The 23,974-nt window shown below is 71.1% G+C and carries 23 protein-coding genes; 15 read left to right on the top strand and 8 right to left on the bottom strand.

Annotated elements, in window-relative coordinates; genetic code table 11:
• Positions 1–10: 10 nt before the first annotated feature.
• The gene (locus ACQCO7_RS28695) at positions 11–1,165 is read right to left on the bottom strand and encodes an anion permease (protein ID WP_464074511.1); all 1,155 of its coding nucleotides are present in this window, start codon (positions 1,163–1,165) and stop codon (positions 11–13) included.
• A 94-nt stretch (positions 1,166–1,259) separates the two neighbouring features.
• On the opposite strand from ACQCO7_RS28695, the gene ACQCO7_RS28690 reads away from it, so the two are divergent.
• From ACQCO7_RS28690 to ACQCO7_RS28680, 3 genes are read left to right on the top strand one after another with little or no spacing between them, the layout of a single operon-like run.
• The gene (locus ACQCO7_RS28690; RefSeq protein WP_464074510.1) at positions 1,260–1,664 is read left to right on the top strand and encodes a helix-turn-helix transcriptional regulator; all 405 of its coding nucleotides are present in this window, start codon (positions 1,260–1,262) and stop codon (positions 1,662–1,664) included.
• A gap of 5 nt (positions 1,665–1,669) precedes the next feature.
• Positions 1,670–2,083: a VOC family protein gene (locus tag ACQCO7_RS28685; protein WP_464074509.1), complete on the top strand. Its 414-nt coding sequence runs from the start codon at positions 1,670–1,672 to the stop codon at positions 2,081–2,083.
• Positions 2,080–2,817, top strand: coding sequence for a VOC family protein (locus ACQCO7_RS28680; RefSeq protein WP_464074508.1), 738 nt, complete (start codon positions 2,080–2,082; stop codon positions 2,815–2,817). The genes ACQCO7_RS28685 and ACQCO7_RS28680 overlap by 4 nt, the downstream gene beginning before the upstream one ends.
• 34 nt (positions 2,818–2,851) lie before the next feature.
• On the opposite strand, the gene ACQCO7_RS28675 is transcribed toward ACQCO7_RS28680, so the two are convergent.
• From ACQCO7_RS28675 to ACQCO7_RS28665, 3 genes are all read right to left on the bottom strand, one after another.
• On the bottom strand, positions 2,852–3,163 hold the full coding sequence (locus ACQCO7_RS28675) for a DUF952 domain-containing protein (RefSeq protein WP_464074507.1): 312 nt from the start codon (positions 3,161–3,163) through the stop codon (positions 2,852–2,854).
• 213 nt (positions 3,164–3,376) lie between these two features.
• Positions 3,377–4,450 carry a family 2 encapsulin nanocompartment cargo protein polyprenyl transferase gene (locus ACQCO7_RS28670; protein ID WP_464074506.1) on the bottom strand — a complete coding sequence of 358 codons (1,074 nt, stop codon included), beginning with the start codon at positions 4,448–4,450 and terminating at the stop codon, positions 3,377–3,379.
• Between the two features lie 16 nt (positions 4,451–4,466).
• A complete protein-coding gene (locus ACQCO7_RS28665) occupies positions 4,467–5,870 on the bottom strand; it encodes a family 2B encapsulin nanocompartment shell protein (protein ID WP_464074505.1) in 1,404 nt (467 codons plus the stop codon).
• 171 nt (positions 5,871–6,041) lie between these two features.
• Between ACQCO7_RS28665 and ACQCO7_RS28660 the strand changes: the two genes are divergently transcribed.
• Genes ACQCO7_RS28660 through ACQCO7_RS28650 form a run of 3 tightly spaced genes read left to right on the top strand, consistent with a single transcriptional unit; the run spans position 6,042 to position 10,436 of the window.
• A complete protein-coding gene (locus ACQCO7_RS28660; protein WP_464074504.1) occupies positions 6,042–6,911 on the top strand; it encodes a 1-aminocyclopropane-1-carboxylate deaminase/D-cysteine desulfhydrase in 870 nt (289 codons plus the stop codon).
• A 24-nt stretch (positions 6,912–6,935) separates the two neighbouring features.
• Positions 6,936–7,298: a trypco2 family protein gene (locus tag ACQCO7_RS28655; RefSeq protein WP_464074503.1), complete on the top strand. Its 363-nt coding sequence runs from the start codon at positions 6,936–6,938 to the stop codon at positions 7,296–7,298.
• Between the two features lie 3 nt (positions 7,299–7,301).
• The gene (locus ACQCO7_RS28650; RefSeq protein ID WP_464074502.1) at positions 7,302–10,436 is read left to right on the top strand and encodes a P-loop NTPase; all 3,135 of its coding nucleotides are present in this window, start codon (positions 7,302–7,304) and stop codon (positions 10,434–10,436) included.
• On the opposite strand, the gene ACQCO7_RS28645 is transcribed toward ACQCO7_RS28650, so the two are convergent.
• Positions 10,387–11,985, bottom strand: a complete 1,599-nt coding sequence (locus tag ACQCO7_RS28645) for a Na+/H+ antiporter (RefSeq protein WP_464074501.1) — start codon at positions 11,983–11,985, stop codon at positions 10,387–10,389. The genes ACQCO7_RS28650 and ACQCO7_RS28645 overlap by 50 nt on opposite strands.
• A gap of 68 nt (positions 11,986–12,053) precedes the next feature.
• On the opposite strand from ACQCO7_RS28645, the gene ACQCO7_RS28640 reads away from it, so the two are divergent.
• The 3 genes from ACQCO7_RS28640 to ACQCO7_RS28630 all read left to right on the top strand — a co-directional run bounded on the left by ACQCO7_RS28640 (position 12,054) and on the right by ACQCO7_RS28630 (position 14,019).
• Positions 12,054–12,314: a UBP-type zinc finger domain-containing protein gene (locus tag ACQCO7_RS28640; protein WP_010353611.1), complete on the top strand. Its 261-nt coding sequence runs from the start codon at positions 12,054–12,056 to the stop codon at positions 12,312–12,314.
• A 251-nt stretch (positions 12,315–12,565) separates the two neighbouring features.
• Complete coding sequence (locus tag ACQCO7_RS28635) at positions 12,566–12,979, top strand: ATP-binding protein (protein ID WP_010353612.1); 414 nt, start codon at positions 12,566–12,568, stop codon at positions 12,977–12,979.
• A 17-nt stretch (positions 12,980–12,996) separates the two neighbouring features.
• Positions 12,997–14,019 carry an RNA polymerase sigma factor SigF gene (locus ACQCO7_RS28630; protein WP_464074500.1) on the top strand — a complete coding sequence of 341 codons (1,023 nt, stop codon included), beginning with the start codon at positions 12,997–12,999 and terminating at the stop codon, positions 14,017–14,019.
• A gap of 3 nt (positions 14,020–14,022) precedes the next feature.
• On the opposite strand, the gene ACQCO7_RS28625 is transcribed toward ACQCO7_RS28630, so the two are convergent.
• Positions 14,023–14,499 (bottom strand): hypothetical protein, encoded by a 477-nt coding sequence (locus ACQCO7_RS28625; RefSeq protein ID WP_464074499.1) that lies wholly within the window; start codon positions 14,497–14,499, stop codon positions 14,023–14,025.
• Positions 14,500–14,696: 197 nt separating this feature from the next.
• On the opposite strand from ACQCO7_RS28625, the gene ACQCO7_RS28620 reads away from it, so the two are divergent.
• Positions 14,697–15,665, top strand: coding sequence for a diacylglycerol/lipid kinase family protein (locus ACQCO7_RS28620; protein ID WP_464074498.1), 969 nt, complete (start codon positions 14,697–14,699; stop codon positions 15,663–15,665).
• A 322-nt stretch (positions 15,666–15,987) separates the two neighbouring features.
• The gene (locus tag ACQCO7_RS28615; RefSeq protein WP_010353616.1) at positions 15,988–16,245 is read left to right on the top strand and encodes a WhiB family transcriptional regulator; all 258 of its coding nucleotides are present in this window, start codon (positions 15,988–15,990) and stop codon (positions 16,243–16,245) included.
• A gap of 189 nt (positions 16,246–16,434) precedes the next feature.
• Here ACQCO7_RS28615 and ACQCO7_RS28610 read toward each other — a convergent pair whose 3' ends face one another.
• Complete coding sequence (locus ACQCO7_RS28610) at positions 16,435–17,901, bottom strand: sensor histidine kinase (protein ID WP_010353617.1); 1,467 nt, start codon at positions 17,899–17,901, stop codon at positions 16,435–16,437.
• 522 nt (positions 17,902–18,423) lie between these two features.
• Here ACQCO7_RS28610 and nagB point away from each other — a divergent pair.
• On the top strand, positions 18,424–19,209 hold the full coding sequence (nagB, locus tag ACQCO7_RS28605; protein WP_464074497.1) for a glucosamine-6-phosphate deaminase: 786 nt from the start codon (positions 18,424–18,426) through the stop codon (positions 19,207–19,209).
• Positions 19,210–19,348: 139 nt separating this feature from the next.
• Here the strand turns inward: nagB and ACQCO7_RS28600 are convergent, their stop codons facing one another.
• The gene (locus ACQCO7_RS28600) at positions 19,349–20,965 is read right to left on the bottom strand and encodes a glycoside hydrolase family 3 protein (RefSeq protein ID WP_464077315.1); all 1,617 of its coding nucleotides are present in this window, start codon (positions 20,963–20,965) and stop codon (positions 19,349–19,351) included.
• Between the two features lie 178 nt (positions 20,966–21,143).
• Here ACQCO7_RS28600 and ACQCO7_RS28595 point away from each other — a divergent pair, with 178 nt between their 5' ends.
• The 3 genes from ACQCO7_RS28595 (at position 21,144) to mctP (ending at position 23,899) form a co-directional block, all read left to right on the top strand.
• Positions 21,144–21,908 carry a GntR family transcriptional regulator gene (locus tag ACQCO7_RS28595; RefSeq protein WP_464074496.1) on the top strand — a complete coding sequence of 255 codons (765 nt, stop codon included), beginning with the start codon at positions 21,144–21,146 and terminating at the stop codon, positions 21,906–21,908.
• 126 nt (positions 21,909–22,034) lie between these two features.
• The gene (locus tag ACQCO7_RS28590) at positions 22,035–22,292 is read left to right on the top strand and encodes a DUF3311 domain-containing protein (RefSeq protein ID WP_464074495.1); all 258 of its coding nucleotides are present in this window, start codon (positions 22,035–22,037) and stop codon (positions 22,290–22,292) included.
• Positions 22,289–23,899: a monocarboxylate uptake permease MctP gene (gene mctP, locus ACQCO7_RS28585; RefSeq protein WP_464074494.1), complete on the top strand. Its 1,611-nt coding sequence runs from the start codon at positions 22,289–22,291 to the stop codon at positions 23,897–23,899. Before ACQCO7_RS28590 ends, mctP begins: the two co-directional genes overlap by 4 nt.
• Positions 23,900–23,974 lie beyond the last annotated feature (75 nt).

The raw sequence follows: 23,974 nt of genomic DNA, 5'->3' as shown, positions 1-23,974 counted from the left end.
GGTGAAAGGCTCAGGCGGCCGTGCCGACGTGCGCCGGCGCCTCACTGCGCAGGGTGACCTCGTGCGCGTCATTGACGTTGCTCGCGTGAACGGGATTGCGCCGGGACGCGAGGAAGATCCCCCCGGCGACGGCGACGCCGATCAGCGCGACGACCGTCGTACCGAAGTTCCCGCCGTGCTTGACGGCGTACGCGGCGACGGCTCCGACGAGCGCGGCGGCCGGCAGCGTGACCAGCCAGGCGACGACCATCTTGCCGGCGACGCTCCAGCGGACCTCCGCGAGCCGGCGGCCGAGCCCGGCGCCGAGGATGGACCCGGAGGCGACCTGGGTCGTGGAGAGCGCGAACCCGAGGTGTGCGGAGGTGAGGATGACGGTCGTGGACGCGGTCTCGGCCGCGAACCCCTGCGGCGACTGGATCTCGGTCAGCCCCTTGCCCATCGTCCGGATGATCCGCCAGCCGCCGAGGTACGTGCCGAGGCCGATCGCGAGGCCCGCGGAGGCGATGACCCAGACCGGCGGTCCGGCGTCGTGCCCGAGCGCGCCGGCGGAGATCAGCGTGAGGGTGATGACGCCCATGGTCTTCTGCGCGTCGTTCGTGCCGTGCGCGAGGGAGACGAGGGAGGCGGAGGCGATCTGCCCGTACCGGAACCCCTTTTCGACCGGCTTCTTCTTGGCCCGCTCGGTGATCCGGTACGCGAGATACGTCGCCCCGAGCGCCGCGACCCCGGCGACGACCGGGGAGGCGACCGCCGGGATGAGCACCTTCTCGGCGACCTTGTCGAAGTGCACGCCGTGCTCGCCCGCGCCGACCCACACCGCGCCGATCAGCCCGCCGAACAACGCGTGCGAGGAGCTGGACGGCAGCCCGACCAGCCAGGTCATGAGGTTCCAGAGGATGGCCCCGACCAACCCGGCGAAGATCATCCCCGGCGTGACGAGCGTGTCGTCCACGATCCCGCCGGAGATCGTCTTCGCGACCTCCGTCGACAGGAACGCCCCGACGACGTTCAGGACGCCGCTGATGAGTACGGCCGTACGCGGTCCGAGCGCGCCCGTCGCGATGGACGTCGCCATCGCGTTGGCCGTGTCGTGAAAACCGTTGGTGAAGTCGAAGGCCAGCGCCGTGACGATGACCACCGCCACCAGGAACGTGATGTGATCCATTCCCCCATGCAAACAAGCTCAGGCCAATCCCGGGCGAACCCGAGGCAAAGCCTCGGCCAGGAGAGTGAACGCGCCGCGTGCCATGCTGGCGGGCATGGTGAGCGTCGAGGATCTCGTGCGACTGCGGCAGGCCCGGGACCGGATGGACCGGGAGTACACCGAGCCGCTGGACATCGCCGTGCTCGCCGCGACCGCGCTGATGTCGCCGGGGCACTTCCAGCGCAGCTTCCGCGCCGAGTACGGGGAGACGCCGTACGCGTATCTCATGACCCGGCGGGTCGAGCGGGCCAAGGCGCTGCTGCGGCGCGGGGACCTGTCGGTGACCGAGGTGTGCATGGCCGTGGGGTGTACGTCGCTGGGGTCGTTCAGCTCGCGGTTCACCGAGTTGGTGGGGGAGACGCCGAGCGCGTACCGGGCGCGGTCGCACGAGGAGAGCGCGGTGATCCCGCCGTGCGTGGCCCGCACGTACACCAGGCCGAAACGCCGCGCCCTAGGCTGACCGGCATGGACCTGAAACTCCACCAGTGCTTCATCGCCGTGGACGACCACGACAAGGCCCTGCACTTCTACGTCGGCGTGCTGGGGCTGGAGATCCGTAACGACGTCTCGTACGAAGGCATGCGCTGGGTGACCGTCGGCTCGCCGCTCCAGCCGGACGTCTCCGTCGTCCTCGAACCTCCGGACGCGAACCCCGACGCCTCCGCCGCCGACCGCGAGTCCCTGAACCGCCTGCTGGCCAAGGGCCTCCTACGCGGGGCGATCTTCGCGACCCCGGACTGCGACGCGCTCGCGGCCCGCGTCCGCGAGGCGGGCTACGACCTCCTCCAGGACCCCACGGACCAGCCGTACGGCGTCCGCGACTGCGCGCTGCGCGACCCGGCGGGCAACCTGCTGCGCTTCATGGAGCGACCGGTATGAGCGACGTCCGCTGGACCTACGCCTTCATAGACCGCCCCTCTCCGGCGTCCGCCGGCTTCTGGACGACGGTGACGGGTACGCGCCTGTCCGAACCCCGGGGAGACGAGGCCGAGTTCGCGACGCTCCTCCCGCCCGAGGGATACGACCCGTGTCTCAAGTTCCAGACGGTCGCCGAGGGCCCCGGCGGCGCGCACCCGGACTTCGCGGTGACGGACGTACGCGGATTCGCGGCGCGTGCGGTGGACCTGGGAGCGCGGAAGGTCGCCGACCACGCCACGTGGGCCGTGCTCCGCTCCCCCGCGGGCCAGCTCTTCTGCGCGGTCCCCTGGCAGGGCGAGTCCACCCGCCCCCCTGTCCACGCCGCGAGCCGTCTGGACCAGGTGAGCATCGACATCCCCCCTTCCGCCTACGCCTCCGAAACAACCTTCTTCACCGCATTGCTCCCCACATGGACCTCAACGCCCGGCTCCCTCCCGGAGTTCCACGTCCTCACCCCACCCCCCGGCCTCCCCCTCCGCATCCTCCTCCAACGCACGGCCCGGGAACAGCCCCTGACCGCACACCTGGACCTCGCGGCGTCCCCGAACATCCCGGAAGTCCGGGCCCGGCACGAGAAGCTGGGAGCACGGACGGTGGCGGAGTTCCCGCACTGGACGGTGATGAGGGACCCCGACGACGGCCTGTACTGCCTGACAGGCAGGGACGCGGAAACGGGCGGCCTGCCGAGGGGTTAGGGGGACGGCGTGGACCTCGCGTCGTACCACCGCCTCACGCCCACGCCTCGACATCCACGACCGCCCCCACGGGAACGGCCCCGTAGACATGCGGAAACCCACCCTCGTACTTCACCGGCACCCCCAGCCGAGCCGGATCGATCACGAGCACGACGAGGTCGACGTCGTCATCGCCGTACACGAGCGCGGCGGTACCGGCGAGCTGCTCCCGGGTCGAGCAGTGCACGAACCCTTCTTGCTGAAGGGTCCGCCCCCGGGTGGACCACTCATAGAGCTCCCGCTCCTGAGCCTCCTCCCACAGAGCACGCTCGGTCAGATGCAGGACATAGGACGAGGTCTCAGACATGCCGCCACGATAAAACAGGCCCCGCACACCGTGGGGATGTGCGGGACCTGGCCCAGATAGGGCGCTGCAAGCGCCCTTTAGGGGCGCGGGGGCTGTATCCGACGTGCGGCTACCACCCCCGTGATGCGGCCCCGCAGGGGCCCGCATCTTTCAGGGGCGCGGGGAACTGCGCGACCAGCCACAACGCACCCGCACCCGACCGACACCCCCTCGTCAACTACTCCGCCGAGTAACGAACTCGGCCAACGTCAACAACCCTCCCGCCCGCTCCGGATCCGGCACCGCCCGAGCCAACTCCCCCAACGCCACCCCCATCCGATCCGCAGCCTCGATCTGAGCCCAGTCCCGCCCCCCGGCCCGCTCCACAGCGAGGACGACCCTCTCCAACTCCCCCTCCGAGTACGGCAAGGAGTACAGCGCGGCCAGTTCCTCCCCCGCCAAACCACCGGAGGTCAACGCCGCGACAACCGGCAACGACTTCTTCCGAGCCGCCAGATCCGCCCCCGCGGGCTTCCCCGTATGCAACGGATCCCCCCATATCCCGATGACATCGTCGATGAGCTGAAACGCGAGCCCGGCCTGCCGCCCGAACGCATCGAGCGACTCGACCACCTCCAGGGACCCCCCGCCGTACAACCCCCCGATCGCACAGGCACACCCGAGCAGCGCCCCGGTCTTCGCCTCGGCCATCCGCAGCACCTCGGACAGCCCGACCTCACGGGGATCCCGGCGTTCGAGGGCCGTATCGACCTGCTGCCCCTCGCACAGCTCGACGACACAGGCGGCGAGCCGCCCGACGGCGGCAAGGGCGACGGGATGGGAATCCCCGGCGAGGAGCTGGAAGGCGAGAGCCTGGAGCGCGTCCCCGGAGAGGATCGCGTCGGGATCGCCGAAGACGTTCCACGCGGTGGCCCGATGCCGCCGGGTGGGATCACGGTCCATGACGTCGTCGTGGAGCAGCGTGAAGTTGTGGACGAGTTCGACAGCGGCGGCGGCCCGAACGGCGGCCGTACGCCCGGCGGTTCCCCCGACCGCCTCGGCCGCCGCCAGCACCAGTGCGGGCCGTATCGCCTTGCCCGCGTTCCCGTCGACCGCCCGCCCCTCCGCGTCCTGCCACCCGAAGTGGTACCGGGCGACCCGCCGCATCTCGGGTGGCAACGAGTCGACGGCGAAGCGGAGTTGAGGATCGACGTCGGCGCGGGCGCGCTCCAGGATGAGCGCGGCCTCGTGGGCCACTTCCCCGGTCTGAAGGGTCACGTGCGCACCCGCCCCGAAGGGCGGGTACACGCGGCGGGACGGAGGGTCACCAACGACCGACCTCGACGTTCTCCAGGACACCGAGGGCGTCCGGGACGAGGACGGCGGCGGAGTAGTACGCGGTGACGAGGTACTTGATGATGGCCTGCTCGTTGATGCCCATGAACCGCACGGACAGGCTGGGCTCGATCTCGTCGGGCAGCCCGGACTGCCGCAGCCCGATGACGCCCTGGTCCTTCTCGCCGAGACGCATGGCGATGATGGAGCTGGTGCGGGCCTCGGTGACGGGGATCTTGTTGCAGGGGTAGATCGGCACGCCGCGCCAGGTGGGGATGCGGTTGCCCTCGATGTCGATGGTCTCGGGCACGAGCCCGCGCTTGTTCAGCTCGCGCCCGAACGCGGCGATGGCACGCGGGTGCGCGAGGAACAGCTTGGTCCCGCGCCGGCGGCTGAGCAGCTCGTCCATGTCGTCGGGCCCGGGCACGCCGTCGTGGGGCTGGATGCGCTGGTCGTACTCGCAGTTGGTGAGGAGCCCGAACTCCCGGTTGTTGACCAGCTCGTGCTCCTGGCGCTCCTTCAGCGCCTCGACGGTGAGCCTGAGTTGCTGCTCCGTCTGGTTCATCGGCTGGTTGTAGAGGTCGGCGACGCGCGAGTGGATGCGCAACACGGTCTGGGCGATGCTGAGTTCGTACTCGCGGGGCGAGGCGTCGTAGTCGACGAACGTGTGCGGGATGTCCGCTTCGCCGGAGTGGCCGGCCGCGAGGTCGACGGCCTTCTCGCCGTACTTGTTGGTGTTCTGCTCGGGGATGGAGCGCAGTTCCCCCAGGTGCGCGCGGAGCGAGTCGCCGCGCTCGGCGACCTGCTGGAAGTCCTGCCGGGACAGGGTGAGGACGGTGCAGGCGGTGACCGCGCGGGCGGTGAACTCCCAGATCGCGTCGTCGTCGAGGAGTGCCTCGTCGCCGAAGTAGGCGCCGTCGGCGAGGACGCCGAGGACCTGGTCGTCGCCGTAGGGGCCGGTGCCGACCTTCTCGACGCGGCCGTGCGCCAGCATGAACACCTCGTCGTTCGAGCTGCCGAAGGAGGCGATGACCTCCCCGGCGCCGATCTCGCGCTGGCGGGAGCGCGAGGCGAGTTCGGTGAGGACCGCCTCGTCCTCGTAGCCGCGCAGGGCGGGCAGTTCGCCCAGTTCGGCGGGGATCACCTCGACGCGGTCGCCGGTCTTGACGAAGGTGATGCGGCCGTCGCCGACGGAGTACGTGAGCCTCCGGTTCACCCGGTACGTGCCGCCCTGGACGTCGACCCACGGCAGCGTGCGCAGCAGCCAGCGGGAACTGATCTCCTGCATCTGCGGAACGGACTTGGTGGTGGTGGCCAGGTTCCGCGCCGCGGCCGTCCCGAGGCTCTGCTGCGGCGCGCCCTCTTCGGTGCGGATCTCTTCGCCTACCGACATGTGGATTGCCCTCCCCGCTACATGCACCGGCACGTGGTGTGCCGGGCACTCATCTCGCGGGCAAGCTTTCCGCAGCCGAGCCGCCAGTGGTATTACACGAAAGAGCGGGAATGGATCATCGCAAGAGTGGGAAGAGGCACGTTTCACCGAACGGTGTTCGACAATGACCGGGTGCCCCTGCCCTCCCCGCTCCAGGAAACCCGGGACGAACGTTTCACCAGCCACGACGTCCGTCTCCTGCTGAAACGCGACGACCTCCTGCACCCCACCCTGATCGGGAACAAGTACCGCAAACTGACCCCAAACCTCGAAGCGGCGTCCGGCCGCGCGCTCCTCACGTTCGGCGGCGCCTACTCCAACCACCTCCGTGCGACGGCCACCGCCGGAGCGGCCCGGGGCATCCCCACGATCGGCGTCGTCCGGGGCGACGAACTCGCCGCCCGCCCCCTGAACCCGTCCCTGGCCCACTGCGCCGCGCACGGCATGCGCCTCCACTTCACCGACCGCGCGACGTACCGCCACAAGTCCGACCCGGCGACCCTCGCGAGAATCCTCCGCGAGGCCGGCGCCGAGGACGCGTACGTCGTCCCCGAGGGCGGCAGCAACGCGGCAGCCGTACGCGGTTGCCGGGCCCTGGGCGAGGAACTCGCCGGTGTCGACGTGGCGGCGGTCGCCTGCGGCACGGGCGGGACCCTGGCGGGTATGGCGGCCGGCCTCACCCCGGCCCAACACGCACTGGGCATTCCGGTGTTGAAGGGCGGCTTCCTCGCCGCCGAGATCCGCGCCCTCCAACGCGAGGCGTTCGGCCAGGAGTTCGCCAACTGGCGCCTGGACGAACGCTTCCACTTCGGCGGCTACGCCCGCACCACCCCCGAACTGGAGGATTTCGCCCGGGACTTCGAGGACCGCCACGGCCTGCCGGTCGAGCGTCTCTATGTCGCCAAGTTGCTGTACGGACTTGTCACCCTGACCCGCGAGGGCGCCTTCCCGCGCGGGACGACGCTCGCGGCGGTGATCACGGGAACCCCGTTCCCCGGCTGATCCGCCGGCCGTACAGTGAGCCAGTTGACCGGCGAGCAGGGGGAACCCGTGGCGGACGAGATCGGTGTGGGCGAGGCGGTCCAGGCGCTGCGCGACGAGCTGCTCGGCGCGGCGACGGCGGGTACGGGCAGCGGCCTCTCCTTCGAAGTGGGGCCCATCGAGCTGGAGTTCGCGTTCACGCTGACCAAAGAGGCCACCGCCAAGGTCGGGGTGAGCCGGATCTTCAGCGCGGTCGTGTCGGCGGACGTCAGCGGCAAGGCGGCCAGACAGGACACGCACCGCGTGAAGTTCGTCCTCACCCCCAAGGACGCCTCCGGCAACCCGCTGCTGATCAGCAACGACAATCCGCCCGAAGTCGGCGGCCTGGACTCGGCGTTCGGCCGCTGACCCGTGCCGGACCGGCTCCGGGCCGCCCTGGTCGAGGCGGCGGGCCAGGGCTCGGGCCTCGTCCTCGCCCCGCGCCTGGTCCTCACGGCTGCCCACGTCCTGCGCGAGCGCACGCACGCGACGGTCCGCACGCCCCGCACCCCCGCCGTACGCTGCGAGGTCGTCTGGTCCCGCTTCGACCGGCACTACGACGCGGCGCTGCTCCTCGCGGAGGAGGACGTCCTCCCGGACGTCGAACCGGTGCGCTGGGGGACGCTGGTCACGTCGGAGCCGGCCGGTGTCACCCTCCTCGGCTTCGCCGCGGGGCCCGGCGACCAGGTCGGCTCCCGTCCCTTCCGGGGCGAACTCGACCCCCTGGACGCCGTGGAGCGCGACCGGTACGTCCTGAACCTCACCGGCACCCCGCCGGAAGGCGCCTCCCCCTGGGCGGGCCTGTCCGGCGGCGCCGTCTGGTGCCGGGACCTCCTGCTCGGCGTGGCCGTCGCGGACCTCCCCGGCTGGCAGCACAGCCGCCTGGAGGCGATCCCGGCGTACGTCCTCCTGGCCGACCCCGGCTTCCGCGACCTGCTGCGCCGGCACACCGGCCAGGACGCCCAGTTGGAGCCCGCCGAGTTCGCGGACCACGCCCAGCCCTCGGCGCCCCTCGTCCCCGCCTCCGTCGCCCTCCTGCTGCACCCGCGCGCGGAGACGGTCCGCTTCACGGGCCGCGCCGAACTGCTGGACGGGCTGACGGCCTGGTGCACGGACGGCGACGGCGTCTCCCTCGCCCTCCTCACCGGCGCGGGCGGCGCCGGAAAGTCCCGGGTGGCACGGGAGCTGGGCCACCGCCTCGCCGCGTCCCGGCACGCCGTCGTCCACCTGGCGCGCCGTGCCGTACCGGACGCCCTGTTCGCCTCGACGACGGCGCCCGTCCTGCTCGTCGTCGACTACGCCGAGAGCCGCGTCGAACAACTCGCCGCGCTCCTGGAGACCGTCGCGCGCGGGAACTCCCTGCGCATCCTGCTCATCGCCCGCGCGCAGGGCCGCTGGTGGGACGAACTCCGCGCGGCCGGCCCCGAGGCCGCCGACCTCGCGGAGAACGCCCGCCGCTGGTCCATCACCGGCACGGAGTCCCTCGGCGCGGACGCGCGCGAGGTGTTCCGTACGGCCGTGACGGACCTGGCGCGCGGTGTGGCGGCCCTGGGGCTGCCGGTGGCGCCCGCACCCGGGGAGGAGCCCGCCAGGCCCCCCAGGACCGTCCTGGAGATCCACATGGCGGCCCTGGCGAGCCTCCTGGCCCCCTCGGCGGGGACGGCGGCCCAGGACACGCTGCTGCGGCACGAGGCGGCGTACTGGCGGAGCGCGTCCCGGGACACCGCGCTGAACCTCCTCGGCGAGGCGGCCCTCCGCAACGCCGTCGTCACGGCCACCCTCGTCGGCCCCGTCCCGCGCGAGCGCGCCCACACCGTCCTCGCGCGCGTGCCGCGTGTCGGGGATCAGGCGGAGGCGGTACGGAGGGGTGTCGCGGACTGGCTGCGGGATCTGTATCCGAGGCCGGAGGGGGGTGCGGCGCATTGGGGTGTGCTGGAGCCCGATCCGCTGGGTGAGTACCTCGTGGGCACGCGCGTGGTGGAGGAGCCGGAGATCTTCCTGCGGTTGATCGACACCCTGGACAACGAGGAGATGGTCAACGCCCTGCTGGTGCTGAGCCGCGCGTCCGCGCGCGTGGAGGGTGTGGCGGAGGTCGTGTACGACGCGGTGCGCGCGGCGCCGGGGATGCTGGCGCCCCGGCTGCTGGGGGCGGTGCGGCGCAGTGCGGAACCGGCGGTGCTGGTGGGGGCGTTGGAGGTGATCCTGGACGAAGGGCTGCTGCCGGACGAGCAGGTGGTGGAGCTGGCCGACCGGATGCCGTTGCTGAGCCAGGCACTGGTGTCGTGGAGTGTGCGGCTCCAGCAGCTGTCGGTGGACCTGGGGGAGGAACGCTCACCGCTCGCGCGCGCGGGATCGCTGCACAACCTCGCCGGACGCCTCGTGGCCGCCGGGCAGCACGAGAAGGCGCTGGAGACCACGGTGTCGGCGCTGGCCCTCCTGGACGGCGTCCCGGATGCCCCGGCCTGGCTGCGGGGGCTGCTGCTGGGCCAGCGGTCCCGTGAGCTCAACTCGCTCGGGCGGCCGGAGGAGTCCGTCACCGAGGGCGAGGAAGCGCTCCGGGAGCTGTCCAGGGTGCCGGACACGGAGGAGCCCGACGTCTGGACGGAGGCCGTCGCCGCGACGCTGAACAACCTCTCCTACGGCCTCGCCGACTGCGGCCGGCTCGGTGAGGCGCTGGAGCGGGCGCGGGACTCCGTCGTCCTGCGGCGGGAACTGTCGGACCGTCACCCGCGGTTGCTCCCCAGCCTCGCCCGTTCGCTCAGCACACTGTCCCGGCACCAGTACCGCGCGGGCGATCCACAGAAGGCGCTCAGGACGGCCGAGGAGTCGCTGAGGGTGCGCAGGTCGGCCGCCGAGGAGGAGCCGGACGCCTACCTCGCGGAACTGGCCTCCACGCTGGACCACATGGTGCAGATCCTGGCGGACCTCGACGACGTGCCCGCCCTGGTCGAGGCCGCCCGGGAGAACCTGTCCGTCCGGCGCCCACTGGCCCGCGTCCGCCCGGAGGCCCACCTGTCGGACTACGTGGAGATCCTCCTCGTCGTGGCACAGGCCACCGAGGGGGCGGAGAGCCTGGAAGCGGCCGACGAAGCCGTCACGGCGGCCCGCAGGCTCGTCCGTGACCAGGGCCGCGAGCACCTGATCCTGCTCGGCGAAGCATTCCGCCTCCAGGCCCGGTCACTGATCCCCGTCAGCCATCCGCTGGTCGCGTTCCGCGTGTACGTCAAAGCCGCGCAGATCCTGCGCAGAGTGTTCCGCGAGACCGGCGAGGGCGCGGACGAACTGCTGCGGGCCCTGGACGCCCAGGCGCGCTTCTACCTGCTGTTCACCGACCGCTTCGAGGCCGCCGAACACCTCTCGGCCGAAGCCCTCGCCGTCCTCGCGGCCCTCCTCGAGGACGCCTTCCCGGAGGAGCGCGCCGCCGCCCTCGCCACCCACGCGCGCGTACGGGACGCCCTCACTCCGCCTCCCGATAGGCCGCCGCCTCCTCCAGATCCAGCCTTCTGAGCAACGTCCGCAACATCTCGTCGTCGATGTACCGGCCGTCCCGCAGCCGCACGAACATCTCCCGCTCCGCGCTGATCATCTCCCGCGACAGCCGCCGGTACGTCTCGTCGACGCTCTCCCCGGTCACCGGGTTCGCCTGCCCCAGCCGCTCCCACACGGCGTTGCGCCGCCGCTCCAGGACCGACCGCAGCCGGTCGGCGAGCGGCGGTGGCAGGGCGTTGCGTTCGTCGGAGAGCAGCTCGTCGAGCCGCTGCTCGGCGACGCGGGACGCCTGCGCCTGCGCGTTGGCCTCCGCGAGGGTCGCCGCGCGCGTGTCCGCCTCGGGGAACTTCAGGAGCCGGATCAGCGGGGGCAGCGTCAGCCCCTGGAGGACCAGCGTCCCGATGACGGTCGTGAACGTCAGGAACAGCACCAGGTCCCGTTCGGGAAACGGTTCTTCGCTGTGGTGGAGCGTCAACGGCACGGAGAACGCGATGGCCAGCGAGACGACCCCGCGCATCCCGGCCCACCCGACGACCACGGGCGCGCGCCAGGTCGGATCGTCCTCGCGCTCCCTGATGCGCCGCGACAGCAGGCGCGGCAGGAAGGTCGCCGGGAACACCCACAGGAACCGTGCGGCGACGACCACGAGGAACACGGCGACGGCGTACCAGGCGGCGTCGGCACCGTCGTACTCGTCGAGCCCCTTGAGGACGACCGGGAGCTGGAGGCCGATGAGGGCGAAGACGGCGGACTCCAGGACGAAGGCGACCATCTTCCAGACGGCGTGCTCCTGGAGCCGGGTGGCGAAATCGACCTCCCACGCGCGGTGGCCGAGATACAGCGCGACCACGACGACGGCGATCACCCCGGACGCGTGGAACTGCTCGGCGGTGGAGTACGCGACGAAGGGGATCAGCAGGGAGAGCGTGTTCTGGAGGAGGGGTTCCTTGAGGCGGGTGCGCAGCCAGTGCAGGGGCGCCATCAGGACGAGCCCCACGACGGTCCCGCCGACGGCGGCCACCAGGAACTCCTCGATCCCGCCCGCCCAGGACGCGCCCTCCCCGACGGCTGCGGCGACGGCGACCTTGTACGCGGTGATCGCGGTCGCGTCGTTGAGGAGGGACTCGCCCTGGAGGATCGTCGTGATCCGCGACGGCAGCCCCACGCGCCGGGCGACGGCGGTGGCGGCGACGGCGTCCGGGGGCGCGACGACGGCTCCCAGGACGAGCGCGGCGGTGAGCGGCATCCCCGGGACCAGCTCGTACACGGCCCACCCGACGGCGAGCGTCGCGAACAGCACGTACCCGACCGACAGCAGCGCCACGGGCCGTACCTGCGCGCGCAGGTCGAGGTACGAGCTGTCGGCGGCGGACGTGTACAGCAGGGGCGGCAGGAGCAGCGGGAGGACGACGTCCGGGTCGAGGGTGTAGTCGGGGACCCCGGGGACGTACGACACCACCAGGCCGACCGCGACCAGCAGCAGGGGCGCGGGTACGGGCGTACGGCGGGCCGCCGCCGCGAACGCGGCGCTGCCCGCCACCAGCAGGAGCAGCGGCATCACATCCATGTCGGGCCCACCCTCGTTCCTCGGTTTTTCCGCGCGGTCGTCCGTACGGCCGTCGTAACCTGGCAATCATGAAACAGTGCACGCACGCGGACACGCTGCCGCACCCGGATCCCACGCCGCTGAACGAGACGTGTCCGGAGTGCCTGCGCGACGGTACCCACCCGGTGCAGTTGCGGCTGTGCCTGACGTGCGGGCACGTCGGCTGCTGCGACACCTCACCCGGCCGGCACGCCACGCGCCACCACGACGAGACGGGCCATCCGGTGATGCGGACGTTCGAGCCCGGCGAGGACTGGCGGTGGTGCTTCGTGGATCACGTCCTGGTGTGATCGGGAGCGGGTACGGTTCGAGAGTCTGATGCCGGGGTACGTCAACCCGGCGCGCGCTCTTCCGATTTGGGCCCGCAGACCCCCTAGACACGGAGCGTATTCAGAGTTTTACTGTGAGTGACGCCATGGGGTCGGGGTCCCGGGACAGGACGCTGGTGAGCGCGATAGCGTCACCGCTGCACCACACTTCGCGTTACTCCGGGGGGCGACGACCCTCGGCCCGAACAGCTTGTACCACCTTGGAGGTGAGGGTGTCCCAGATCGCAGGCGAGCCCGCGACCCAGGACTTCGTGGAAGTCCGGCTGCCGGCCGCGGGTGCCTACCTGTCGGTGCTGCGGACGGCCACGGCCGGCCTCGCGGCCCGTTTGGACTTCACCCTGGACGAGATCGAGGACCTGCGCATCGCGGTGGACGAGGCGTGCGCGATCCTGCTCCAGCAGGCCGTGCCCGGTTCGGTGCTCGGCTGCGTGTTCCGCCTCGTCGACGACTCGCTGGAGGTGACCGTCTCCGCGCCGACGACGGACGGCCACGCGCCCGCGCGGGACACGTTCGCGTGGACCGTGCTGTCCGCGCTCGCGGGCAAGGTGTCCTCCGCCGTCGACGACGACAAGACCGTCTCGATCAGCCTCTACAAACAGCGCGGCGCGGGCCCCGGGCCGGCGTGAGGGACGGGGACGGGCCGGTGCGAGGCGAGGAGCGGGGCGCGCGCCTGCCGACCGAGGAGGGCTTCCCGCGGCGGACGGCGGACGGCGTCGACGGCATTCCCGAACAGGCCCGGCCGCATCCGGAGGACGACACTCCGGGCGGCGAAGGGCGGGAGCGGGACGGTGCGCAGGGCACCCCTGGCCGGGCCGGGAGAACGGCTCGACAAAGGGCGACGGGCGGGACGATGAGCGAGCACGAGCGAGACGATCAGCAGGGCGGCGTGGCCGCCGTGCCACACCACGGTCATCAGGACCGCAGCGAGGCGCGGGCACTCTTCGTCGAGCTGCGCGGCCTCGCGGACGGCAGCCCCGAGTACGCGGAGCTGCGCAACCGGCTGGTGCGGATGCACCTCCCGCTCGTCGAGCACCTCGCGCGGAGGTTCCGCAACCGGGGCGAGCCGCTGGACGACCTGACCCAGGTCGCCACGATCGGGCTCATCAAGTCCGTGGACCGCTTCGACCCCGACCGCGGCGTCGAGTTCTCCACGTACGCGACCCCGACGGTCGTCGGCGAGATCAAGCGGCACTTCCGCGACAAGGGCTGGGCCGTCCGCGTCCCGCGCCGCCTCCAGGAACTGCGCCTCTCCCTGACCACCGCGACCGCCGAACTCTCCCAGCTCCACGGCCGCTCCCCCACGGTCCACGAACTCGCCGAGAAACTGGCGATCTCGGAGGAGGAGGTCCTGGAGGGCCTGGAGTCCGCCAACGCGTACTCGACCCTCTCCCTGGACGTCCCCGACACGGACGACGAGTCCCCGGCGGTGGCGGACACCCTCGGCGCGGAGGACGAGGCCCTGGAGGGCGTCGAGTACCGCGAGTCCCTCAAGCCCCTGCTGGAGGACCTCCCGCCCCGGGAGAAGCGGATCCTCCTGCTGCGCTTCTTCGGCAACATGACCCAGTCGCAGATCGCCCAGGAGGTCGGCATCTCCCAGATGCACGTCTCCCGCCTGCTGGCCCGGACCCTGGCCCAGCTGCGGGAGAAGCTGCTGGTGGAGGAGTGAGGATTACTCCTGGGCGCCGCCCGGGCCTCGGATTCCCAGGGCCCGGGTCGTCTCGGGGTTGATCAGCAGGACCAGGGCCACGATCGCCACGACGCCCAGGGCGATCCCCGCCGGGATGGCGACGCTGTCGGCCCGGAGCAGGTTGTAGGCCACCGGCAGGGCCATGACCTGGGTGACCACGGCGGGACCCCGGCTCCAGCTGCGGCGGTTCAGCAGCCCCCTCGCGGCGAGCAGCGGCAGCAGGGCGAGGACGGCGAGGGTGATCCCTCCGGTCACCGCGCCCTGACGGTCGTCCGCGTCCCCACTGACGCCCACGACCAGCATCCACACACCGCCCGCCAGCAACGCCACGCCCTCAAGACCGGCCAGCACAGCGGCGTACGTCAGCCTGCGGGGCCGGGGCCCGTCGGGGGCCGTGGGGGCCGTCCCCTCCGCCGCGTCGGGGTTCCGGGAGGGCTTGGGCGCCTTTTCACTGCTCACGCCTGAAGCGTAACGGGCCGCCCCCGAGGCACGGCTCCCCGCGTCGGAACCCCGGCCTCCCGAAGCACCCGCCCACCCGCACGCCCCCCGTCCACCCCCACACGCCCCCGCCCCGTGTCGAGACTCACTCCCTGATCTCTTACCCCTTCCCTACCTCGACCTGTGCCCGGTACCACCCAGTAGGTACGCTGCGATCCATGCGTGCACTTCTTGTGGTCAATCCGGCGGCGACGACTACGAGTGCGCGTACGCGCGATGTCCTGATCCACGCGCTGGCGAGCGAGATGAAGCTGGAAGCGGTGACCACGGAGTACCGCGGACACGCGAGGGACCTCGGCCGGCAGGCGGCGACGAGTTCGGACATCGATCTGGTCGTCGCACTGGGGGGCGACGGCACGATCAACGAGGTCGTGAACGGCCTCCTCACCGGCGGGCCCGACCCCGAGCGGCTGCCGGGCCTCGCGGTCGTCCCCGGCGGATCGACGAACGTGTTCGCGAGAGCCCTGGGCCTCCCGAACGACCCCGTGGAGGCGACCGGCGCCCTGCTGGACGCGCTGCGGCTGGGCAGCGAGCGGACCGTGGGCCTGGGCCTGGCGACGGGCACCCCGGGGACGGAGGACGAGGCCGTCCCCGCACGGTGGTTCACCTTCAACGCCGGCCTGGGATTCGACGCGAAAGTCATCGGCCGGGTGGAGCAACAACGCGAACGTGGAAGGAAATCCACACACGCTCTTTACCTTCAGCAGGCACTCCGTCAGTTTTTCGGAGAACCGCACCGGCGCCGCGGAACGATCACTCTGGAACGGGCCGGAGAAGAACCCGTGACCGATTTGGTGATGTCCATAGTCTGCAACACGGCTCCGTGGACCTATCTGGGCAATCGCCCGGTGTACGCGTCACCTAAGGCTTCGTTCGATACCGCCCTCGACGTACTGGGTCTCAGCCGCCTGTCCGGCCCCGCACTTGCCCGGTATGCGACCCAATTGCTCCTTTCGTCCCCCGAGAAGGGCCCCCAGGGCAAGCACGCGGTCTCCCTCCACGACGTGGACCAGTTCACCTTGCATTCGAAGGTGCCACTCCCGCTCCAGATGGACGGAGACCACCTCGGACTGCGAACCAGCGTGACGTTCACAGGCGTACGACGGGCACTGCGTGTGATTGTGTGAGCAGAAAGGGCGGAAGTCCTTTCACTCGAACGTTTAGGCCAGGGTCCACCCCTTGGAAGTACGGCTGTGACCCAGTCGACACCGAGGAATCAAAAAAAACTTTCCAGAAGGGGTTGTATCCGCCGCTGAGGTTTGCGAGTCTCTACGTGGCGATCGGGACAGCCCGCAACACCGGCATCCACTGATCACCGGAACCCCTCTTCACGACACCAGGACCGCGCCAGGCGTATCTGGCTGGTGGCCCTTCCCTTGTTGAGGGATTCGTGAAAGCGTTCACATTCACAAGCAACCTGCACGTAACACCCAAGGAGAGGTAGCAGCCATGGACTGGCGTCACAACGCCGTTTGCCGCGAGGAAGACCCCGAGCTCTTCTTCCCCATCGGCAACACCGGTCCTGCGCTGCTGCAGATCGAGGAAGCCAAGGCCGTCTGCCGGCGCTGTCCCGTCATGGACCAGTGTCTGCAGTGGGCGCTCGAGTCCGGTCAGGACTCCGGCGTCTGGGGTGGTCTCAGCGAGGACGAGCGTCGTGCGATGAAGCGCCGCGCCGCCCGCAACCGGGCCCGTCAGGCCACCGCCTGACCCGTCCGCCCCGCGGAAAACAGCCTGAGGTTGGCGGCGCGTACGGCACGTACGCAGCTCCCGCCCCCGAACCGCAGCGCGCAGTACCCCCAAGCGCTCAGTACGACTTGCACCACATGCACGAGTACCGCAGCAGGGAGCACTAGCCCCGGCCCACATGGTCCGGGGCTCTTTGCTGCCCGGCGGCCGTCACTTCTGCGCCCGCACCGGCACGTCCAGGATCACCCGCGTACCCCCCTCGGGCCCCGGCACCATGTCGAAGCTGCCCCCCAACTCCCCCTCCACCAGGGTCCGCACGATCTGGAGCCCCAGATTGCCGGAGACCTGCGGGTCGAACCCCTCGGGCAGCCCCACCCCGTCGTCCTGGACGGTGACGAGCAGCCGCGCGTCCTTCGTCGTGCCGCCGCGCACGGCCGTCACCTCGACGGTCCCGGTCTCCCCCTCGCGGAAGCCGTGCTCCAGCGCGTTCTGGAGGATCTCGGTGAGGACCATCGACAGCGGGGTGGCCACCTCGGCGTCGAGAATCCCGAACCGCCCGGTGCGCCGCCCGGTCACCTTGCCCGGCGAGATCTCGGCGACCATCGCGAGCACCCGGTCGGCGATCTCGTCGAACTCCACGCGCTCGTCCAGGTTCTGAGACAGCGTCTCGTGGACGATGGCGATCGACCCGACCCGCCGCACCGCCTCCTCCAGCGCCTCGCGCCCCCGCTCGGACTCGATCCGGCGGGCCTGGAGCCTGAGCAGGGCGGCGACCGTCTGGAGGTTGTTCTTCACCCGGTGGTGGATCTCCCGGATGGTCGCGTCCTTCGTGATCAACTCCCGCTCGCGGCGGCGCAGTTCGGTGACGTCCCGGAGCAGGACCAGTGAACCGATGCGCGTGCCCTTGGGTTTGAGGGGGATCGCGCGGAACTGGATCACCCCGTCGTTCGCCTCGACCTCGAACTCGCGGGGCGCCCACCCGCTCGCGACCTTGGCGAGCGCCTCGTCCACCGGGCCGCGCGTGGGCGCGAGTTCGGCCGTCGTCAGCCCGAGGTTGTGGCCCACGAGGTCGGAGGCGAGGCCCATGCGGTGGTACGCGGAGAGGGCGTTCGGCGAGGCGTACTGGACGATGCCGTCCGCGTCGAGGCGGATCAGGCCGTCGCCGGCGCGGGGCGCGGCGTCCATGTCCATCTGCTGGCCGGCGAACGGGAACGCGCCCGCCGCGATCATCTGCGCGAGGTCGGAGGCGCTCTGGAGGTAGGTCAGCTCCAGGCGGCTCGGGGTGCGGACGGTCAGCAGGTTCGTGTTGCGCGCGATGACACCGAGGACGCGGCCCTCACGCCGTACGGGGATCGACTCGACCCGTACGGGGACCTCCTCGCGCCACTCCGGGTCGCCCTCGCGGACGATACGGCCCTCGTCGAGGGCGACGTCGAGCAGCGGGCGCCGGCCGCGGGGAACCAGGTGGCCGACCATGTCGTCCTGATAGGAGGTGGGGCCCGTGTTGGGGCGCATCTGCGCCACCGAGACGTACCGCGTGCCGTCGCTCGTCGGGACCCACAGCACCAGGTCGGCGAAGGAGAGGTCGGAGAGCAGCTGCCACTCCGAGACCAGCAGGTGCAGCCACTCCAGGTCGGAGTCGTCCAGGGCTGTGTGCTGGCGTACGAGTTCGTTCATGGAGGGCACATGGGCGAGCGTACCCGCCGGTTTGTCGCTGGCCGAAATATGACGTTCGTACGATGTGCTGAATCCCATCGTCACGGCATACCCGGGGAGCGCCCCGGAGTATGCCCCCGGAAACACCCGCGGGCCGCGGCGCCTGGAGGGACCCTCAACCCTCGCGGCACCGCAGCCCGGAGCAATCCCGGCCACGGGGTGTGCGGTCCCGATCGGCCGAAAGGTGAGGAACCGGAGCAGTCAGGGCAGAGAGCACCGGGTCCTCGGTCCGCCCTCCTGTGCGGGGAGAGCGGAAGCCGTACTGCGTCGAACGCTCTGCACGTTCCAACGCAGCCTAGCCTGTGCGGGTTCCCGTGGGGGGACTGATCGGCGGGGCAATTTCGGCGGTCCCGGAGCGGATTCCGGCGGATGTTCAGCGGACGGACAGGCGGACGACACCCCCGGGGCCGGACCGGGTCGACTAGATTAGAGTGGTCTAAACCACATGTCCTTTTCGGATCGTCCTCAGAACGGCAGGCCAGCGTGGAAGTTGTGATCGTCCCGGACGCCGCCGCCGGCGGGGAGCTCGTCGCCGAGGCCATTGCGCGGCTGGTGGGCCGTAAGCCCGACGCCCTGCTCGGGGTGGCCACGGGGTCCACTCCGCTGCCGGTCTACCAGGCGCTCGCGGCGCGGGTCCGCGCGGGCGGGACGGACGTCTCCGCCGTACGGATAGCGCAGCTCGACGAGTACGTGGGGCTGCCCGCCGAGCACCCCGAGTCCTACCGCTCGGTCCTGCGCCGCGAGGTCCTCACGCCGCTCGGCATCCCGATGTCCGCCTTCCTCGGCCCCGACGGCGCCGCTGACGACATCCAGGCGGCCTGCGCGACGTACGACCGCGCGCTCGCGGAGGCCGGCGGTGTGGACCTCCAGCTCCTCGGCATCGGCACGGACGGCCACATCGGCTTCAACGAGCCCTGCTCCTCCCTCTCCTCCCGCACCCGCATCAAGACCCTCACGCAGCAGACCCGCGTCGACAACGCCCGCTTCTTCGACGACGACATCGCCCAGGTACCCCACCACGTCATCACCCAGGGCATCGGCACGATCCTGGAGGCCCGCCACCTGGTCCTCCTGGCCACGGGCGAGGGCAAGGCGGACGCGGTGGCGGCGACGGTGGAGGGCCCGGTGGCAGCGATCTGCCCCGCCTCGGCGCTCCAGCTCCACCCCCACGCGACGATCGTCGCGGACGAGGCGGCGGCGTCGAAGCTGAAGCTGGCGGACTACTTCCGGCACACGTACGACAACAAGCCGGAGTGGCAGGGGATCTGAGGGGATCTGAGGGGACCGGCGAGAGCCCGGAACAGGCGGGAGCCGGCCGGGGCAGGAAGCCGAGGCCGGGTTCACCACGCATCAGCCCTCCCCGGGGCCGGCGGGTACGCCCTCGGCCTTCAGCCACCCCGCCGCCCTCTCAAACCCCCCGCACCCCCGCGATCACCTCCGCCGCGGCCCAGCCGCACACCCTCGCCGCGCCGTGGGTCGCGATGTGGGCCGCGCCTCGGGGGGCGGCGTGGGGGACGCCCATTTCCACGATGATCGTGTCGGGGCGGGCGTCGAGGAGGGTGGTGAGGGCCGTGGACATCCAGGGGTGGCGGTGTTCGTCGCGGACGACGGCGACGATCCGGCGGCCGACCGCTGCCGACAGGGCCTCGCGGCCCGCCTCAGGGCCCGTGAACGTGCCGGTGCCGGTGCCGGGGAGGAGCTCGGCCAGGGCAGGCGCCAGGCCCCACGGGGTCTCGTCGCCCACCGCCATGTTCGCCAGCGGGGTGAAGGCGGCGACGTAAGGGGGCGCCGTCAGGGGGAGGTTCTCCGGGGACGTCACCCGGAGCGCTCTTCGAGCCGCCTCCAGACCGATACCCGGGCTCGCGGCAGGACCGGCGCTCAGGCTCGCGCCCGGACCTGCACCCAGACCCGCACCCGAGCCCGCACCCACACCCAGACCCGCGCCCAGACCAGCCCCCGAGTTCGCAGCGACGCCAGTCCCCAAGCTCGCCGCCCGCGTAGCCGTCGTCGTCCACTGCGCCAGCGCCCGTACCCGCCCCGCCGCCTCCGCGAGGCGTTCCTCCGCGAGGTCGCCCGTGCGGACCGCGGTCACCAGGGCGTCCCGCAGGCGGATCACCGTCTCGCCGTCCGACAGGCCCCCGCCCACGCAGATCGCGTCCGCGCCCGCGTCGATCGCGAGGACGGCGCCCCGTTCGACGCCGTACGTGTCGGCCACCGCCCGCATCTCCATGCCGTCGGTGATGATCAGCCCGTCGTAGCCGAGGTCGTGGCGCAGGAGGTCGAGGGTGCGGCGGGAGAGGGTCGCGGGGCGGGTGGGGTCGAGGGCGGGTGTGAGGATGTGGGCGGTCATGATCGCGCGGACCCCGGCGGAGACGGCCGCGCGGAAGGGCGGCAGGTCGCGGGCGGCCAGCGTCCCGTACGGCACGTCGATGCGCGGCAGCGACTCGTGGGAGTCGACGGACGTGTCCCCGTGCCCCGGGAAGTGCTTGGCGCAGGCGGCGACCCCGGCGGACTGGAGCCCGGCGACGTACGCGGCGGTGTGCCGCGCGACCAGCGCCGGGTCGGCGCCGAAGGAGCGTACGCCGATGACGGGGTTGCCGGGGTCGGTGTTGACGTCCGCGGAGGGCGCCCAGTCGAGGGTGACCCCGCACTCGGCGAGCCGGCGCCCCAGCTCGGCGGCGACGGAGTGCGTGAGGCCGGTGTCGTCGACGACGCCGAGCGCGAGGCTGCCGGGGAAGGAGGACCCCCGGCGCGCTTCGAGGCGGGTGACGTCACCCCCCTCCTCGTCGAGGGCGATCACCACATCGGGCCGGACCTTGCGCAACTCGGCCGTGAGGTCGGCGAGTTGCCGGGGACCGGCGATGTTGCGGGCGAAGAGGCCGACGGCGGCGAGGCCCTCGTCGAGGCGGCGCAGCAGCCAGTCGGGGGCGGTCGTCCCGGTGAAGCCGGGCTGGAGGACGGCGAGGGCGTCCCGGGTCACAGTCGTCTCCGCCAAGGCCACCCTCCGAATGGTGTAGACCAGCATCGCGAGCTTGGACCGGACCAAGGGTCGTGTCAAGGGCCGGGACGCCGTACGCAGGGAGTTCTTACCGGCCGCGACCGGAACCGACCTGGCCGTACGGGCACCCGTACACACGATCCCGTGCCACGATGTGAGCCGCGGCCGACGGGAGGTCGGCCCGTGCGAGCCGGGAAGGCAGGCCATGAGCACCGACGTCAGCAGTGCGGAGAACGAGGGTGGAGCGACCGTCCGTACCGCGCGTGTGCCCAAGTACTACCGTCTGAAGAAGCATCTGCTGGACATCACCCAGACGCAGGCACCCGGTACGGCCGTCCCGCCGGAACGCACGCTCGCGGCCGAGTTCGACACGTCCCGGACGACCGTCCGCCAGGCCCTCCAGGAACTCGTCGTCGAGGGCCGGCTCGAACGCATCCAGGGCAAGGGCACGTTCGTCGCGAAGCCGAAGGTGTCCCAGGCGCTCCAACTGACCTCGTACACCGAGGACATGCATGCGCAGGGGCTGGAGCCGACCTCGCAGCTCATCGACATCGGGTACGTCACCGCCGACGACCGGCTCGCCGAGCTGCTCGACATCACGTCCGGGGGCCGGGTCCTGCGCATCGAGCGGCTGCGGATGGCCAACGGGGAGCCGATGGCCATAGAGACGGCGCACCTCAGCGCCAAGCGCTTCCCGGCCCTGCGCCGGTCCCTCGTCAAGTACACGTCCCTGTACACCGCCCTCGCCGAGGTGTACGACGTCCGGCTCGCCGAGGCCGAGGAGACCATCGAGACGGCGCTCGCGACGCCGCGCGAGGCGGGGCTCCTCGGGACGGACGTGGGGCTGCCGATGCTCATGCTGTCCCGGCACTCCCTGGACCTGCGGGGGGAGCCCGTGGAGTGGGTGCGGTCGGTGTGGCGGGGGGACCGGTACAAGTTCGTGGCACGGCTCAAGCGGCCTGTCGACTAGCGACGGAGCAACACAGCTTCAGGACGATCCGTCAGCAGGGCTTCCGCTGCGCTTATCCGTCACTTAGATTGCCTGCGCATTGCAGTGGTGATCACTGGTGATCCCAGCGAGGGGACGGAGCCGCCGATGTCAGAGACCCCACCGAGGGCAGAGGAAGCGGTGGTGACGCCGGTGCGCGTCGTCATCGCCCTCTGTCTGTTCGCGCCCTTCGTGGCGCTGCTGTGGGTCGGGTCGTATGCCGATGTGAACCCGCGGTTCATCGGCATCCCGTTCTTCTACTGGTACCAGATGCTGTGGGTCCTCATCTCGACCGCGCTGACCATGACCGCGTACAAGCTGTGGCAGCGTGACCAGCGCGCCCGCAAGGGGGGTGCGTCGAAGTGAACGACGGCGTGAACGGCGTCGCGCTCGGCGTCTTCATCTTCTTCTTCCTCGCGGTCACCGTCATGGGGTTCCTCGCGGCGCGCTGGCGCCGGGCCGAGACCGACTCCCTCGACGAATGGGGGCTCGGCGGGCGGTCGTTCGGGACCTGGGTGACGTGGTTCCTGCTCGGCGGGGACCTGTACACGGCGTACACGTTCGTCGCGGTTCCGGCAGCCGTGTACGCGGCCGGCGCGGCCGGGTTCTTCGCCGTGCCGTACACGGTCCTCATCTACCCCCTGATCTTCACGTTCCTGCCCCGGCTGTGGTCCGTCTCGCACAAGCACGGGTACGTCACCACGTCCGACTTCGTGCGCGGGCGGTTCGGGTCCAAGGGGCTGTCCCTCGCGGTCGCGGTGACCGGCATCCTCGCGACGATGCCGTACATCGCGCTCCAGCTCGTCGGCATCCAGGCGGTGCTGGACGTGATGGGCGTCGGGGGCGGCGAGGACACGAACTGGTTCGTCAAGGACCTGCCGCTGCTGATCGCCTTCGGCGTGCTGGCCGCGTACACGTACTCCTCGGGGCTGCGGGCGCCGGCGCTGATCGCGTTCGTCAAGGACACGCTGATCTACATCGTGATCACGGTGGCGATCATCTACATCCCGATCAAGCTCGGCGGGTTCGACGACATCTTCGCCTCGGCGAGCGAGAAGTACACCGCCGCGAAACAGGGGGGCCTCGTCCCGGCCGAGGCGGGGCAATGGACGTACGCCACCCTCGCGCTGGGCTCCGCGCTGGCGCTGTTCATGTACCCCCACTCGATCACGGCGACGCTGTCGTCCCGGAGTCGCAACGTCATCCGCCGCAACACGACGATCCTGCCGCTGTATTCCCTCATGCTCGGCCTGCTCGCCCTCCTCGGCTTCATGGCCATCGCGGCGAACGTCGACACCCACGGCAACAGTCAGCTGGCCATCCCCCAGCTCTTCGAGGACATGTTCCCCGACTGGTTCGCGGGCGTGGCGTTCGCGGCGATCGGCATCGGCGCGCTGGTACCGGCGGCGATCATGTCCATCGCGGCGGCCAACCTCTTCACGCGGAACATCTACAAGGACTTCCTCAAGCCGGACGCCACGCCGGAGCAGGAGACGAAGATCTCCAAGCTGGTCTCGCTCCTGGTGAAGGTCGGCGCCCTGATCTTCGTCCTGACGATGGACAAGACCACCGCGATCAACTTCCAGCTCCTTGGCGGCATCTGGATCCTCCAGACCTTCCCGGCCCTGGTCGGCGGCCTCTTCACCCGCTGGTTCCACCGCTGGGCCCTGCTGGGCGGCTGGGCCGTGGGCATGATCTACGGCACGATCGCCGCGTACGGCGTCGCCTCCCCCACGCAGAAGCACTTCGGCGGCAGCTCGAAGGAGATCCCGGGCATCGGTGAGATCGGCTACATCGGCCTCACGGCGTTCGTCCTGAACGTGGCGGTGACGGTGGTCCTGACGTTCGTCCTGCGCGCGGCGAAGGCGCCGGACGGGGTGGACGAGACGAGTCCGTCGGACTACACGGCGGACGCGGGCGACCCGGGGGTCCAGACGGAACTTCCCCCGGCGACGTCGGGAGCGGCCCACTAGCTCGGCGCTCCCTGCCGTCGGGCGGCTGCGGCACCGTCGTGGTCGCTCGCGCAGTTCCCCGCGCCCCTGAAAGAC

The organism is Streptomyces saintjeani (assembly GCF_055409605.1).
Note: the sequence above shows the minus strand (reverse complement) of the source record. Positions and strands in the feature narration are given on the sequence as shown.